Source organism: Pseudomonas sp. TSRC2-2 (assembly GCF_049897785.1).
In the GTDB taxonomy this organism is placed as follows: Bacteria; Pseudomonadota; Gammaproteobacteria; order Pseudomonadales; family Pseudomonadaceae; genus Aquipseudomonas.
The window spans coordinates 224,011-239,308 of record NZ_JAFCWZ010000007.1 but is presented as its reverse complement, the minus strand read 5'-3'; the positions used below and the strand labels follow the sequence as shown (position 1 = coordinate 239,308).

At 60.7% G+C, this 15,298-nt stretch carries 9 protein-coding genes; 4 read left to right on the top strand and 5 right to left on the bottom strand.

Annotated features, from left to right (window positions below):
- Positions 1-117: 117 nt before the first annotated feature.
- The 3 genes from ACP7D9_RS16230 to ACP7D9_RS16220 all read right to left on the bottom strand — a co-directional run bounded on the left by ACP7D9_RS16230 (position 118) and on the right by ACP7D9_RS16220 (position 7,694).
- Complete coding sequence (locus ACP7D9_RS16230; RefSeq protein ID WP_426158544.1) at positions 118-1,488, bottom strand: DUF3999 domain-containing protein; 1,371 nt, start codon at positions 1,486-1,488, stop codon at positions 118-120.
- Positions 1,485-5,072: a DUF2339 domain-containing protein gene (locus tag ACP7D9_RS16225; protein WP_426158542.1), complete on the bottom strand. Its 3,588-nt coding sequence runs from the start codon at positions 5,070-5,072 to the stop codon at positions 1,485-1,487. The genes ACP7D9_RS16230 and ACP7D9_RS16225 overlap by 4 nt, the downstream gene beginning before the upstream one ends.
- Before the next feature lie 171 nt (positions 5,073-5,243).
- Positions 5,244-7,694: a glycogen/starch/alpha-glucan phosphorylase gene (locus tag ACP7D9_RS16220; RefSeq protein ID WP_101156746.1), complete on the bottom strand. Its 2,451-nt coding sequence runs from the start codon at positions 7,692-7,694 to the stop codon at positions 5,244-5,246.
- A gap of 259 nt (positions 7,695-7,953) precedes the next feature.
- On the opposite strand from ACP7D9_RS16220, the gene ACP7D9_RS16215 reads away from it, so the two are divergent.
- On the top strand, positions 7,954-8,391 hold the full coding sequence (locus ACP7D9_RS16215) for a YkgJ family cysteine cluster protein (RefSeq protein ID WP_045122258.1): 438 nt from the start codon (positions 7,954-7,956) through the stop codon (positions 8,389-8,391).
- Positions 8,392-8,545: 154 nt separating this feature from the next.
- On the opposite strand, the gene typA is transcribed toward ACP7D9_RS16215, so the two are convergent.
- Together typA and thiI are read right to left on the bottom strand one after the other, a co-directional pair.
- Positions 8,546-10,366, bottom strand: coding sequence for a translational GTPase TypA (gene typA, locus ACP7D9_RS16210; RefSeq protein ID WP_101156749.1), 1,821 nt, complete (start codon positions 10,364-10,366; stop codon positions 8,546-8,548).
- A 139-nt stretch (positions 10,367-10,505) separates the two neighbouring features.
- Complete coding sequence (thiI, locus tag ACP7D9_RS16205) at positions 10,506-11,960, bottom strand: tRNA uracil 4-sulfurtransferase ThiI (RefSeq protein ID WP_426158539.1); 1,455 nt, start codon at positions 11,958-11,960, stop codon at positions 10,506-10,508.
- 327 nt (positions 11,961-12,287) lie between these two features.
- Between thiI and glnA the strand changes: the two genes are divergently transcribed.
- From glnA to ACP7D9_RS16190, 3 genes are all read left to right on the top strand, one after another.
- Positions 12,288-13,694: a type I glutamate--ammonia ligase gene (gene glnA, locus ACP7D9_RS16200; RefSeq protein ID WP_101156753.1), complete on the top strand. Its 1,407-nt coding sequence runs from the start codon at positions 12,288-12,290 to the stop codon at positions 13,692-13,694.
- A 288-nt stretch (positions 13,695-13,982) separates the two neighbouring features.
- Positions 13,983-14,495 (top strand): DUF4124 domain-containing protein, encoded by a 513-nt coding sequence (locus ACP7D9_RS16195; protein WP_426158537.1) that lies wholly within the window; start codon positions 13,983-13,985, stop codon positions 14,493-14,495.
- A complete protein-coding gene (locus tag ACP7D9_RS16190; RefSeq protein WP_426158536.1) occupies positions 14,492-15,115 on the top strand; it encodes a DUF4124 domain-containing protein in 624 nt (207 codons plus the stop codon). Before ACP7D9_RS16195 ends, ACP7D9_RS16190 begins: the two co-directional genes overlap by 4 nt.
- Positions 15,116-15,298: the final 183 nt, after the last annotated feature.

Genomic DNA, 15,298 nt, shown 5'->3' with positions numbered 1-15,298 from the left:
GCAAATGTATTGATTGAGGAGCCGCCTTCGCGAGCAAGCCCCGCTCCCACATTCGATCTGCATAGTGCACAGATCCATTATGGGAGGCGGACTTGCTCGCGAATGGCGCGCAGCCGCTCATGCTCCGGTATTGGCGGGCGGCTTGCGCAACAGGCTGAACGCCATCGCCCCCAGAAACACCACGCTCAACAGCAATACCGCCCACAGCCCGATTTTCTTCCAGTTGGTCCCGGCCACCGCGGCTGCGGTCGTCGTCGAAGTCTGCGTCACCACGGCTTCGCTTTGCACCGAGGCCTTGCCCAGCGTCGCCAGCATCTGCGGTTTGAAATCCGGAATCAGCGTGGTCAACGGCAGGTTCGCCGTTTTCACCGTGGCATTGCCCAAGGCCAGACTGTACGGCCCATCGCCTCGGGCGAGGAAAATCACCTGCGTGGCGCGCACTGCGTATTTCAGATCCGGCGCCTGCTCACCCAGCCCGCCGCCGCGCTCATCCACGGTCAGCTTGAGTTGCTGCACGGTCTGCCCGGACAGCGGGATTTCGTTCTGCATCACGTCCTGATTGTTCTGGCTCAGGCGATACAGCAGGCCACTGCTCAATGTCTGCCAAGGCAAGTGGCTCTCGCGCCGGCCGGCCAACGTAACCGGGGCCAGACTGTTTGGCTGTTTCAGCTCAACCTGCACCCGCTCGACATTCAGCCCCATCGGCAGCTGCCAGATGTATTCCCCGGCCTTGGTGCTGCTGCCGGCCACGCTCGACGACCAGACCAGTGGCAGCGGCAGATTGCGCGGGTCGCTGCTCTTCAGTTGTGCCGAAGTCAGGATCGGCGCCGAACCCGGCGACTCCCACAGCAGGCGCACGTAGCGCGCGGTCTGCCCCGGCAAAGTCACTTCGTGCTGTTCGATGCGCTCATCGGAAAAGGTCAGCCGCGCCACCTGGCCCTCGCCCCAGGATTGCCAGTGCTGCAGATCGTCGCTGGCCTCGATGCTGAAACGCTGGAAACCGTCGCGCTCGCTGGTCCAGTCGAGGATCAACTGCTGCAACGGTGCCTTGATCGCACTGGCATCCAGCAGCCAACCGCGCAGCACTTCTTCGCCCGCCTCCAGTTGCGAGGACGGCTGCACTTCAACCAGCGTGCCGTTGGTGGTCGACTGCACGCGCACATTGGGCGCGCGCTCGCTGGCGTCGGCGGCGTTGTACAGCGGGAACCATTTGACCTCGTGCAGCTTGCCGTCGTCGCGGGTCTGCGCCGATTCGCGAGCCAAGGCATAGGCCTGCGCTTCGCCGGCGGCGTTGAACACACGCAAGTCGCTGAGATCGGTCTGGCGCGCCTGCAATTGCACGCTCAGCGGCAATTCGAGGCGATACCACGGGCCATTGCCACTCACCGACAACGGCACCTGCGTGGCGAAGTCCGCCGGTTTTTCCTGAGCGCCGGCCACCATTACCACGCCCAGCACCAACCATCCCAGATTCAGCATGCGACTCACGAGGCAACTCCTTCGGTTTCCGGCGCGGGCTTGTCCGCCGCCGGTTCAGCCTCGACGCGTTTGGGTGGCAGCGGCGCAAAGTAGCCAACCACCAGCAGCAACACGCCGACGCCGATAAACGAGACGATCCGGGCGAGGCCGCCACGGTTGCTCAATTCGACAAAAATCAGTTTCGCCACTACCAGCGCAATCAGCGCCGCACCGATCAGCCAGACTTCGCGTCGATGGCGCAGATGGCCGCCGATCATCAGCCCCAGCGCCATCAACGTCCAGACGATCGACAGGCCGGCCTGCACCAGCATCGACGCGAGCAGCTGATCGAGCTCGAACGGGATGCCGGCCCAGTGATGCGCAGCGCGGGTGACCAGCGCGGTGCAAAAGGCGAACAGCGAGACCCCGGCGATCAATTGCGTGGCGTGGTCGGCGTAGTCCTGGCGGATCGACAGCTGCGCAACCGCGCTCCGCGACCAGACATAAACGCCGAACAGCGCGAACAGCAGTCCCAACTCCAGTGGATTGAGCAGCGGCACGTAAGGCAACGGCTCGGCATTGCCATCGCTGACGCCATTGGCCAGCCAGAACCACGCCAGCATCAGCACCGCCAGCGGTGCCGCTGCGTACAAGCGGTACTCGCGACCAAACGCGGCGACCGGCCACGGCCAGCTGCGCGGTGCCGCCATCAACAGCAAATACAGGCTCGGCAGAATCGCCCAACCCAGCCAGCGCCAGGCGTTGTACTGCTCGGACAACAGCAGCAAGCCGTAACGCAACTCCAGCGCCAGCACGCCGATCAGCAGCCAGCAACCGAGCACATGGGCGGCGCTCAACGCGCGCACCGGCAGCATCCACGCCAGGCGACGCAGGCTGAAGAAATGCACCGCGAACAGCACCGGCCACGCCAGCCAGCCGAAGTCGGCGGCCGGGTGGTAGCGCGAATGCCAAGCGCCGAGCAAAACCAGCGCCGCCGCAGGAATCAGTAAGGTGCAGAGCAACCCCAGCGCCGGCCATTTCAAGCGCAGTGACAACAGCGTCCACAGCGCCACACTGATCGCAGCAACCAGCAGCAACAATGTGCCTTGCAGGTTCGGCGAGACGAAACGCAGGATTTCGCTGACCCACGCCAGCGTCCACCAACCGGCGCCCCAGACCAGCAGCACCTGCGACAAGCGCTGCAAACCCAAGGCATCGAAAGCAGTGACATGGTTGCCCAGTTGCAAGCGCCACGCACCGATCAGCGCGGCCAGCCCCAGCACCAGCGGCGTCCAGAAGCCGCCATGGGCCAGCGGTTTCAGCCCTTCGCTGGACAGCGGCCCGAACAATTCGGGGCCGGCGAGGAGAAACGCCGCGCCGCCGACCAGTTGCAACAGCAGCCCGAAAACGAAACTCAGACGCTGTTGCAGGTACAGGCTCAGCCAGATGATCAGCAAACCGCTGGCCGCCCATACCGCACTCGCGGTTTGCCACGGCAGCACGAACAGCACCGCCAGATTGATCAGTACCAAGCCGGCCAGCAGCACCACCGACAAGCCGCGCAGCAGGCGCACGTCGCTGCGCACCATCTCGTCCCGCGCCGCCAGCAGCATGCCGGCGATCAACGCCACGCCAATCAACGACGCACTGAGCAAACCACTCCAGCCAGCGCTGAACACCGCCGCCGAATCTTCACCGCCAGTTTGCAGGCGTAACAGGAACAACGCACCGCCCAGCAACTGCACGGCGAACGCGGTAAACAGGAACGTGCGCGATTGAATTCGCAAGCCAACAAACAACGTCGCCAACCCGGCCAAGGCCCAACTGATCGCCGTGCCCTGGATGAACAGGAACAACGGTGCGAGCAGATAAAGGAACGTCAGGCCCAGGCATGCCAGCACTGGCAGGCCGTGCCTTTCCCACGGCGATGTCAGCTCAGGCGTAGCCTTGCGCAGCTGAAGGAAACTGAACAGCAACGCGGCGCCAAGCATTAGCGCGCCCAACGGTGCGCCGTCGAGCAGGCTGCTCTCGCCGAGCTGCAATTGGCTGAGAAACGCCAGCGCTGAACCCAGTTGTAGCAACAAGGCAAAAGCCCGGGCGAACGGACGATGCTGACGCAACCCGAGCCAGAAAATCCCCGCGCCTTCCACGGCCCACGCCGCTGAAGTCCAGCGCGCATCGAGCCCCAGCGGAATCGCCAGGCTGGCAAAAATCACCCCCAGCGCCAGACAGGTTTCGCCCAGCAGCATCGCGCGCCCGCCCATCAGCGTTTTGGCCAGCGCCATGTAGATCATGCCCAGCGCCAAAGCGCTGAAGGCCGCGGCAAATTCGAGGTGCTGGACCAGCGCGAACTGCAAACCGAAGCCAATGATCGGCGGGCCGAACAACATCGTGCCGTCGACGTAATCGCCCTTGCGCGCCGACCATTGCAGCAACGCTTCACGGTCGGCCTCCGCCGGCGCGTCCGGCATGTCGCGCAACTTGCGCCGGGCGAACAGCAGGCCGATGGCGAGGTACATGAGGAAAAACAGGATCAGAAACGGCTCGGTGCTCCACAGCAGTTCCGGCGTGTAGGAGCGCAGGCCCCAGGCGAAACCGATGCCGAACGTACTGACGAAGCCGATCAGGTTGAGCAGACGCCAGGCCTTGAACCAGGCGATGGCCAGAATGCCTGCGTTGAGCAAAGCGAAATAACTGAACAACGCGACATGATTGCCTTCGCCGGTAGACGTCAGAATCGGCGCGGCGAAACCGCCCAATGCCGCGGCTGCCGCCAGCCCCAGTGCATCCTGAGTGATCGCCAGAATTGCCGAGAACACCGTCACCGCGACCAGCAAGCCCAGCGCGGCGGACGGATCAAGCAACGGATGCAAACGCATCGCCGCAAACACCGTCAGGTACAGCACCGCGATCCCGGTGCCTTGCAGCATCAATGCATAGTGGCTGTTCCGTCGGCGTAGCCACCAACCGAGCGCCAGCAGGGCCAACGCCGCTGCCGCGACGCCGGCGTAACGCAACTCGATCGGTACCACCATGCCTTCGGTGGCGTAACGCAGCAAAAACGCCAGACCGAAAAACAGCAGCGCCACACCCACGCGCAACACAGTGTTGCCGCCGAACAGCCAGTTGCGCGCAGCGCTGATGCCACGTTCGATCAGGTTCGGGCCACGGGGTTCGGCAGGTTGTTGTGCTGGCGCAGCAGGAGCCGGTTCGGCACGCCAGGCATCGACGGGCAGCGGCTGACTGGTTTCGCCGGCGACGGCGGAAATCGGTTCGAGTTCGGGCGGCAGTTCCCAGATCAGCTCAGGGGTAGGGGCGGCCTGCTCAGCCACGTTGACGGGTTCGACGACTGGCTCGGCTTCAGGTGTCGGTGTCGGTGTCGGCGCATGCGAGGGCGACCCCTCCAGCACAAACAGCCGCTGAGCCACGCCTTGCAAGGCTTCGCGCACCTGCTCGAGCTGGCGCTGTTGCTCCGCCGTTTGCGCGCCGAGGCGCGCAATGCGTAGCGCCTGGCCGATGACCAGCCCTAGCAGGGCGCCCAACAGCGCGCCACTGAATGACTCGTCGAGCAGTCCACCGAGCACCAGCCCGATCAACATGAACATCCATTGCATGGTCGATATCCCTGAGCGCAAAGGCCAATCCGGGAAGATTAGCGCAGCCTGTCGCAAAAAGATCGCAGCCTGCGACAGCTCCTACAAAGGTTTATGCGAACACTTTGTGTAGGAGCTGCCGAAGGCTGCGATCTTTTCCGGCGCGCCGATTATATCGAGCCAGGCAGGAAGTTACTCCAGCGCTTTCCAGATATCCGTGGCGTACTCGCGTATCGTCCGGTCGGAAGAGAACCAGCCCATTCGCGAAGTGTTGAGCACCGCCGAACGCCACCAGTTCTGCGAATCGTGCCAGTGCGCATCGACGCGCTTCTGCGCTTCCCAATAGGAGTCGAAGTCGGCACAGACCAGGAAGCGGTCATAGTCGATCAGCGAGTCGATCAGCCCGGTGTAACGCGAGGTGTCGTCCGGTGAGAAAACGCCGCTGCGAATCGCTTGCAGCACATCGTTCAAACGATGGGACGCGGCGATGTCGGGCACGGCGCTGAACTCGTGGTTCTGCTTGCGCGCTTCAACCTGTTGCGCACTGAGACCGAAGATGAACATGTGCTCGGCACCGATGCGCTCGCACATTTCCACGTTGGCACCGTCGAGGGTGCCGATGGTCAGCGCGCCGTTGAGGCCGAACTTCATGTTGCTGGTACCCGACGCCTCGAATCCGGCGGTGGAAATCTGCTCGGACAAGTCCGCCGCCGGGATGATGCTCTCAGCGAGGCTGACGTTGTAGTTGGGCAGGAACACTACTTTCAACAGACCGCGCACCGTCGGGTCGTTATTCACAACTCGGGCGATGTCGTTGGTCAGCTTGATGATCAGCTTGGCCTGGTGATAACTCGCCGCTGCTTTACCGGCGAAGATCTTCACCCGTGGCACCCAGTCGACTTCCGGCTCGGCACGAATCGCTTGGTACAACGCCACGGTGTGCAGCAGGTTGAGCAGCTGACGTTTGTATTCGTGGATACGTTTGACCTGCACGTCGAACATCGCCGCCGGATTGACCGCAATCCCCAGGCGCTCGTGAATCAGATAGGCCAGCGCCTTCTTGCTGTGCAAACGCTGCTCGGCGAAGGCTTTGCGGAATGCAGTTTTTTCGGCGAACGGTTCGAGTTCGGGCAGGCGCTCTTCGGGATGGTCGAGCACATCGGGGCCGAGGGCATCGACCAGCATCGAGGTCAGTTCAGGATTGGCCTGATACAGCCAGCGGCGGAAAGTGATGCCGTTGGTTTTATTGTTGATCCGCTCCGGGTAGAGCTTGTGCAGTTCGGCGAATACGGTTTTGCGCATCAGTTGCGTATGCAGACCGGACACGCCGTTGACGCTGTGCGAGCCGAGGAACGCGAGGTTGCCCATGCGCACGCGGCGGCCGTTGTCTTCTTCGATCAGCGACACCGCGCGCAACACGTCGAAATCGTGGATACCCTTGGCCCGCAGCGAATCGATGTGCTGCGCGTTGATCAGGTAAATGATCTGCATGTGCCGTGGCAGCATGCGTTCCATCAGCCCGACCGGCCAGGTTTCCAGCGCTTCCGGCAGCAGCGTGTGGTTGGTGTACGACAGCGTGTCGACGGTGACTTGCCATGCCGCGTCCCATGCGACGTCGTAAACGTCGACGAGCTGGCGCATCAACTCGGCCACCGCAATCGATGGGTGAGTGTCGTTGAGCTGGATCGCCGCGTGATCACCGAGGGTCAGCACCGAGGTGTGCATGTTGCGGTGACGGCGCAGCAGATCCTGCAGCGAAGCGGCGACGAAGAAGTATTCCTGGCGCAGGCGTAGCTCTTGCCCGGCTTCAGTGCTGTCTGCCGGGTAGAGGACGCGGGAAATACTTTCGGCGCGGGCCACTTCCGCCACGGCGCCCAAGTGGTCTCCGGCGTTGAAGCGCTCCAAATGCAAATCTTCCATCGCCCGCGCGCGCCACAGGCGCAAAGTATTGACGCTCGCCCCGCGCCAGCCGACGACCGGCGTGTCGTAGGCAATCGCCCGCACGGTTTCCGCCGGCGACCAGACCTGACGGGTCTTGCCGGAGGCATCGGTGACGGTTTCGACACTGCCGCCGAAGCCGATCGGGTACACAACCTCAGGGCGTTCGAATTCCCATGGGTTACCGAAATCCAGCCAGTGTTCGGTTTGCTCCTGTTGCCAGCCATCGACGATCGCCTGACGGAACAAGCCGTGTTCATAACGAATGCCATAACCATGGCCGGCGATGCCGAGGGTCGACATGCTTTCCATGAAGCACGCCGCCAGGCGTCCGAGGCCGCCGTTGCCGAGCGCCGCATCAGGCTCAAGCAGGCGGATGCGCTCCAGATCGACGCCCAGCTCTGTCAGCGCTTCACGGGCAACGTCGAGCAGGCCAAGATTGCTCAGGCTGTCGTAGAGCAGGCGACCGATGAGAAATTCCAGCGAGAGGTAATAAACCCGCTTCTGGCCTTTGCGGTAGATCTGGCGGGTGTGGTCCATCCAGTGTTCGACCATGTGATCACGCGCCGCCAGGGCGATGGCTTCGAACCAGTCATGGTCGAACGCGTGATCGGGGTCTTTGCCCACGGCGTAGGTGAGTTTGGTCAGGACGGCGTCGCGGAATGCGGCCACCTCTGCTTCGCGAACTAGTGGTTCTTGAGTCATCAACAGGACCTCGAGCGAGCGGGAATTTTCTGAGCCTAGACGGTCTGACCGGCGGTATCGGCTCTGGTTCGGCAGTATTTGCCCGGACTGTGCGCCAGTGCGACATAACCTTGGCGGATGAGCCAGTGAATGCAGGGGCCGTGCCGTCCTGTCGGGCAAAATGCGGTTGCTGTGAAAATATCCGGCGAAAGGTTGTTCAAAATTCCACCGCTCCCGGTATGATCGCGCGCCCTGATGCACACACGCCTGGTAACTCCCGATGATGAAGCCCAACCTGATCGCCGCCGCCGAGATTGATCGTCTCGATACGTGGGCCAAATACTCGGCGCCGATGTGCGGCTCCTGTATCTCCAGCTGCTGCACGCTGCCGGTCGAGGTCAAGATCAAGGACCTGGTGCGCATCGGTGTGGTTGACGAGTTCGAACTGGGCGATCCGCCGAAGAACATCGCCAAACGTCTGCAGAAGGAAGGTCTGGTCGAGCGCTTCAATCAGAAATCGGGGATCTTCACCCTGCAGCGCATGAGCAACAACGACTGCTATTACCTGGATCGTAAAAGCCGCCTGTGCACCATTTATGACAAACGCCCGGACACCTGCCGCAACCACCCGAAAATCGGCCCGCGGCCGGGGTATTGCGCCTACAAGCCCAAAGAAGTTGAGCGCGTGCAGAATTCCCGCTCGATCGAGAAATTCTGAAGATCAAAAGATCGCAGCCTTCGGCAGCTCCTAAAGGGGAATGCGTATCCCTGTAGGAGCTGCCGAAGGCTGCGATCTTTTTTGCCTTGATTGCCGGGCAAACAAAAACGCCCCCGGTCTCGCGACCGGGGGCGTTTTCTATTCCAGGGCTGAATTACGCCTTGGCTTTCTTGGCAGCGCGGGTACGCTCGCTTTCGTCGAGGATCTTCTTGCGAAGACGGATCGACTTAGGCGTGACTTCGCACAGCTCGTCTTCCTGGATGTATTCCAGAGCCTGTTCCAGGGTGAAGCGAACAGGTGGGACCAGAGCGATGGTTTCGTCTTTACCCGAAGCACGCATGTTGTCGAGCTTCTTGCCTTTGGTCGGGTTTACACCCAGGTCGTTGTCGCGGCTGTTCTGACCAACGATCTGACCGTTGTAGATCTCCTGGCCGTGTTCTACGAACAGCTTGCCGCGAGCCTGCAGGGTTTCCAGCGAGTAGGTCAGTGCCTTGCCGGTTTCAACCGAAACCAGAACGCCGTTCTGACGACCGGACATGTGGCCCGACTTGACGGTGTCGTAACGATCGAAGATCGAGGTCAGGATGCCAGCACCGTTGGTCAGGGTCAGGAACTGGTTACGGAAACCGATCAGACCGCGAGCAGGGATGTTGTATTCCAGACGAACACGGCCCTTGCCATCCGGCACCATGTTGCTCAGGTCGCCTTTACGCAGACCCATCTCTTCCATCACCTTGCCCTGAGCTTCTTCAGGGATGTCGATGGTGACGTTTTCGAACGGTTCCTGCTTCACGCCGTCAACTTCACGGATGATTACTTCAGGACGGCCCAGGGCCAGTTCGAAGCCTTCGCGACGCATGGTTTCGATCAGTACCGAGAGGTGCAGCTCACCACGGCCGGAAACCTTGAACTTGTCAGCCGAGTCGCCTTCTTCAACGCGCAGTGCAACGTTGTACAGCAGCTCTTTGTCCAGACGGTCCTTGATGTTACGGGACGTCACGAACTTGCCTTCTTTACCGCAGAATGGCGAGTCGTTGACCTGGAAGGTCATGGAAACAGTTGGCTCGTCAACGGTCAGCGGCTTCATCGCCTCGACGGTGTCCGGGTGGCACAGAGTGTCGGAGATGAACAGCGAATCCATACCGCTGATGCAAACGATGTCGCCTGCTGCAGCTTCTTCAACGTCGATGCGGTGCAGACCGTGGTGACCCATCAGTTTCAGGATACGGCCGTTACGGCGCTTGCCGTCGGCACCGATCGCCACAACCGGGGTGTTCGGCTTGACGCGGCCACGAGCGATCCGGCCAACGCCGATAACACCCAGGAAGCTGTTGTAGTCCAGCGCGGAGATCTGCATCTGGAACGCGCCATCACGGTCAACGGCCGGAGGCGGAACGTGGTCGACTACTGCCTGGTACAGCGGAGTCATGTCTTCCGCCATGGCGGTGTGGTCCAGACCGGCAATACCGTTCAGGGCCGAAGCGTAAACAACCTGGAAGTCCAGTTGCTCTTCGGTCGCACCGAGGTTGTCGAACAGGTCGAAGATCTGGTCCAGAACCCAGTCCGGACGCGCGCCTGGACGGTCAACCTTGTTGATCACCACGATTGGACGCAGGCCGGCTTCGAAAGCCTTCTTGGTCACGAAACGGGTTTGCGGCATAGGGCCGTCTTGAGCGTCAACCAGCAGCAGAACGGAGTCGACCATCGACATTACGCGTTCAACTTCGCCGCCGAAGTCGGCGTGGCCCGGGGTGTCCACGATGTTGATGTGGTAGCCGTTCCAGTTGATGGCGGTGTTCTTCGCCAGAATGGTAATACCGCGCTCTTTTTCCTGGTCGTTGGAGTCCATCACGCGCTCGTCGTTGAGCTCGTTGCGCTCCAGGGTGCCGGATTGACGCAGGAGTTTGTCTACCAGGGTGGTTTTACCGTGGTCAACGTGGGCAATGATGGCGATGTTGCGTAGATTTTCGATCACTTGTGTATCTCGATCAGAGGATTCGGTTTGCTGACAAGTCATGGCAGCGATTAGCAGTAGTGTCCGGCATGGCCGTTACAGCTTGACGGCGGTGTCGGGGGGCCGGTGACGCAGGCCACAGGCAAACAGCCCCGGGCACTTAGCTCGGTCGATAAACGCGCACATTGGCATGCCCCTCACTGAGCAAATGGTGGGCATGCAGGCGACTCATCACGCCTTTGTCGCAATACAGCAGGTACTGGCGAGTAGGGTCCAGTTCCTTGAAACGTGCGTTCACTGCATAGAACGGCATCGTCTGTACCTCTATGCCGGCGAGCTCCAGCGGGTCATCCTCGGCGGCATCCGGGTGACGGATGTCGATCACGATCTGACCGGCCAGCGCTTCGCTGACTTCTTCAATCTGCAAATCCTGGCCCAATTCGTCGATCACCCGATCGATCGGCACCAGTTTGGCGTTGGCGAGCGCACGCTCGAGCACCGCCATGTCGAATTCTTTCTCTTCGTGCTCTACCCGACCGCGTTTGGCGGCGGTCTTGGGATTGACCGAAATCACGCCGCAGTATTCCGGCATGTGCCGGGCGAAATCGGCAGTGCCGATCTCGTTGGCCGTGTCGATGATGTCCTGCTTGTGCGCGACGATCAGCGGACGCAGCACCAGCTTGTCGGTCACGCAGTCGATCACCGACAGGTTCGGCAGCGTCTGGCTCGACACCTGGGAGATCGCTTCACCGGTCACCAGCGCATCGATATGCAGGCGTTCGGCGATCTCGGACGAGGCGCGCAACATCATACGCTTCAAAACCACGCCCATATGACTGTTATCGACTTTGCCGAGAATTTCGCCCAGCACTTCCTCGAACGGCACACTGACAAATAGCACGCGTTGCGAGCTGCCGTACTTCTTCCAGATGAAGTGCGCGACTTCCATCACGCCCAATTCGTGGGCACGCCCGCCGAGATTGAAGAAGCAGAAGTGCGCCATCAGGCCGCGGCGCATGATCTGGTAAGCCGCTACGGTGGAGTCGAAGCCGCCGGACATCAGCACCAGCGTCTGCTCCAGGGCACCGAGCGGGTAGCCGCCGATGCCGTTGTGCTGGCTGTGAATGACAAATAACCGTTTGTCGCGAACTTCGATTCGGACTTCGATTTCCGGCGTTTTCAGGTCGATTCCGGCCGCTCCGCACTCGCGACGCAGCTTGCTGCCGACGTATTTTTCGACGTCCATCGAGCTGAATGCATGCTTGCCCGCACGCTTGCAGCGCACCGAAAAAATCTTCCCGGCCAGCGCATCGCCGTAGTGCTGCTTGCACTTCTCGGTGATGTCGTCGAAGTCGCCCAGCGGGTACTCGTCGATCTGCAGAAAGTGCGCGATCCCCGGCATGCAGGTCAGGCGCTCACCCATCTCTTTCAAGGCTTTGGGGTCGGTTACACGGGTTTCCAGTTCGAGATTGTCCCACACGCCGTTCACCACCACGGCCGGGTCCAGGTCACGGAGCACGGTGCGGATGTTCTTGGCCAACTGGCGGATGAATTTCGTCCGGACAGGTCGGCTTTTGATGGTGATCTCGGGGAAGACTTTTACGATTAGTTTCATGAAAACAGCGCGCGAACGGCCAGCCGAAAAAGGGGGGCGCGGATTATAGCGGAAATTGCTCAAGGTTTAACCAGTTTATGTGCAGAAGGTTTTGCGCGCACCAAAACGGGTCATTTCTCAATTTAAACGCAACATTACGGGGCGAGATTTGTCGATTCAGTACCTCACGCACCTTAATAAGCGTGAATTCGGGGCAAAAAACCCATGCTGGGGCACTGGCATGCAATTTGCTCCCTTGTGAGGCAGGTTGCCTTGGCAGAGTATTCGCGCCGGCATCACCATTATTAAGGGCATCCACTACCCGCCCTAATTCACCCGGAGGACACTATGTCGAAGTCGGTTCAACTCATCAAAGATCATGACGTCAAGTGGATTGATCTGCGCTTCACGGACACCAAAGGCACTCAGCACCACGTGACCATGCCGGCTCGCGATGCGCTGGATGACGACTTCTTCGAAGTCGGCAAGATGTTCGACGGTTCCTCCATCTCCGGCTGGAAAGGCATCGAAGCCTCCGACATGATCCTGATGCCGGTCGACGACACTGCCGTGCTCGATCCGTTTACCGAAGACCCGACTCTGATTCTGGTCTGCGACATCATCGAACCTTCGAGCATGCAAGGCTACGATCGCGACCCACGTGCGATCGCCAAGCGCGCCGAAGAGCACCTGAAAGCCACCGGTATCGGTGACACCGTATTCGCCGGCCCAGAGCCAGAATTCTTCATCTTCGACTCGGTGAAGTTCAAGTCGGACATTTCCGGCTCGATGTTCAAGATCTACTCCGAGCAAGGTTCGTGGATGTCCGACCAGGACATCGAAGGCGGCAACAAGGGCCACCGTCCAGGCGTGAAAGGCGGCTACTTCCCGGTTCCACCATTCGACCACGACCACGAAATCCGTACCGCCATGTGCAACGCACTGGAAGAAATGGGTCAATCGGTTGAAGTTCACCACCATGAAGTGGCAACTGCCGGCCAGAACGAAATCGGCGTCAAGTTCAACACCCTGGTGAAGAAGGCCGACGAAGTTCAAACCCTGAAATACGTTGTACACAACGTTGCCGACGCTTACGGCCGCACCGCGACCTTCATGCCGAAGCCGCTGTACGGCGACAACGGTTCGGGCATGCATGTGCATATGTCGATCTGGAAAGACGGCAAGAACACTTTCGCCGGTGAAGGCTATGCCGGTCTGTCCGATACCGCTCTGTACTTCATCGGCGGCATCATCAAGCACGGTAAGGCCCTGAACGGCTTCACCAACCCGGCGACCAACTCCTACAAGCGTCTGGTCCCAGGCTTCGAAGCTCCGGTGATGCTGGCCTATTCGGCTCGCAACCGCTCCGCGTCGATCCGCATTCCTTACGTGTCGAGCCCTAAAGCCCGCCGTATCGAAGCACGCTTCCCGGATCCGGCTGCCAACCCGTACCTGGCCTTCGCAGCTCTGCTGATGGCTGGTCTGGACGGTATCCAGAACAAGATCCACCCAGGCGATGCGGCCGACAAGAACCTGTACGACCTGCCGCCTGAAGAGGCGAAAGAAATCCCACAGGTGTGCGGCAGCCTCAAAGAAGCCCTGGAAGAGCTGGACAAGGGCCGCGCATTCCTGACCAAGGGCGGCGTATTCTCCGACGATTTCATCGACGCTTACATCGCGCTGAAATCGGAAGAGGAAATCAAGGTTCGCACCTTCGTACACCCACTGGAATATGAGCTGTACTACAGCTGCTGATCCGGTAGCGCTGCGTAAAGTGGCGTGACAGAAAGAGGCCTCCTTCGGGAGGCCTTTTTTATTGCCCGGATTTTGTGACGCTACGCATTTCTCATGTGGGAACGGGCTTGCTCGCGAAAGCGGTGGGTCATTGAAATAAACAGTTGCCTGAAACGACGCCTTCGCGAGCGAGCCCGCTCCCACAGGGGATTTGTGGTGTTTGAATGATCTTTGGATGTGTCGCCAGTTGGGCCAACCGCCGCAGCTGTCCTATGCTGCTACCCATCGTTTTCAATCCCGGTCGATTTCATGGGTCGCACGTTTCTCTACATTCTGCTGTTGATCGCCCTGCCCGCCGCTGCGCAGATCTACAAGTACACCGACGCCAACGGCAACACCGCGTACAGCAATCAGCCGCCGGATGGCGTGCAGGCGCAACCGGTCGAGTTGCCGCCACTCAATCGGGTCGAGCCGCAAGCGCCGAGCGCGCCGCAATCATCCAGCGCCCAAGCACCGCAACCGCCGCGCAACGCCTATGAAATCCTCGAGCTCACCGGTCTGCCGACTGACGAGGCCGTGCGCGCCAACAACGGCACCTTCACGGTCAATGTTCTGATCAAGCCGCGCCTGCAACCGCCGCATCAGCTGAGACTGGTGCTGGACGATGTGCCCTACGGCCAGCCGAGCAACGTGCCGGTTTTGCAACTGGTGAATATCGATCGCGGCGAGCATCGCCTGGCCGTGCAAGTGATCGACGGCCAGACCGTCATTCAGCAGAGCCCGCCCGCAGCCTTCACCGTGCAACGCGTGCATACGCCATGATCCGTGCAGGGCTGATACTCATCCTGGCGCTGATTGCGCTGCCCGCCCGGGCCGAGGTCTTCACCTATATCGACGCGCAGGGCAACCGCGTCTACACCGATCAGCCACGTGCCAACGCACAGCGAGTGCCGATCGCGACGAGCAATCGCATGGCAGTGCCTGCCAACACCGCCGCGCCGATCACCACGGCGAAAAAATCCGCTGAAGCACCACCCTTCCATTACGACATGCTGCGCATCCTGATCCCGGAGCCCGACGTCACTTTGCGCAGCAGCGCCGGCGAGCTGATCGTCAGCGTCACCAGCGAACCCGGCCTGCAAAGCGGCCATCGTTACCGGCTGCTGCTGGATGGCAAGGCCACGGGCGAGCCCGGCGTCAGCCCGGTATTTGCCCTGAGTAACATTGATCGCGGTAGCCACAGCCTTTCGATCGAAATCCTCGACGCCGCCGGGCAAACCGTCGAACGCACCGCCAATCAGCCTTTCCACATGCTGCGCATTTCCCTGGCGCAGAAACGCAAGGTTCAACCCTGCGTCGCAGAAGACTACGGCGTGCGTGCGGAATGCCCGCTCAAGGACAAACCTGCAGAGCCGAAAAATCCGTTTCTGCGCTTCTTTTAACGTCCGCCAGCCATCCGCACTCTATTGGTGCACTAAACTGCATCCCGCCTACATGCCAACCCATTTTGGTTCGAAACTTCCCGTATGAGCTGGCTCCGTGCCATACAAACGCGCGTCAAACGCCTGTTTCAGGGGTCAAGCGCTTCTTTTCGGAGCCTTGGTTTGGTTTTTGCATTTTCCCGA

Bases quoted from the DNA above. Each gene is read 5' to 3' on its own strand.
- ACP7D9_RS16190 (WP_426158536.1), top strand. From the start codon at position 14,492: ATGATCCGTGCAGGGCTGATACTCATCCTGGCGCTGATTGCGCTGCCC.
- ACP7D9_RS16215 (WP_045122258.1), top strand. From the start codon at position 7,954: ATGATGAAGCCCAACCTGATCGCCGCCGCCGAGATTGATCGTCTCGAT.
- thiI (WP_426158539.1), bottom strand. From the start codon at position 11,960: ATGAAACTAATCGTAAAAGTCTTCCCCGAGATCACCATCAAAAGCCGA.
- ACP7D9_RS16225 (WP_426158542.1), bottom strand. From the start codon at position 5,072: ATGCAATGGATGTTCATGTTGATCGGGCTGGTGCTCGGTGGACTGCTC.
- ACP7D9_RS16195 (WP_426158537.1), top strand. From the start codon at position 13,983: ATGGGTCGCACGTTTCTCTACATTCTGCTGTTGATCGCCCTGCCCGCC.
- ACP7D9_RS16220 (WP_101156746.1), bottom strand. From the start codon at position 7,694: ATGACTCAAGAACCACTAGTTCGCGAAGCAGAGGTGGCCGCATTCCGC.
- glnA (WP_101156753.1), top strand. From the start codon at position 12,288: ATGTCGAAGTCGGTTCAACTCATCAAAGATCATGACGTCAAGTGGATT.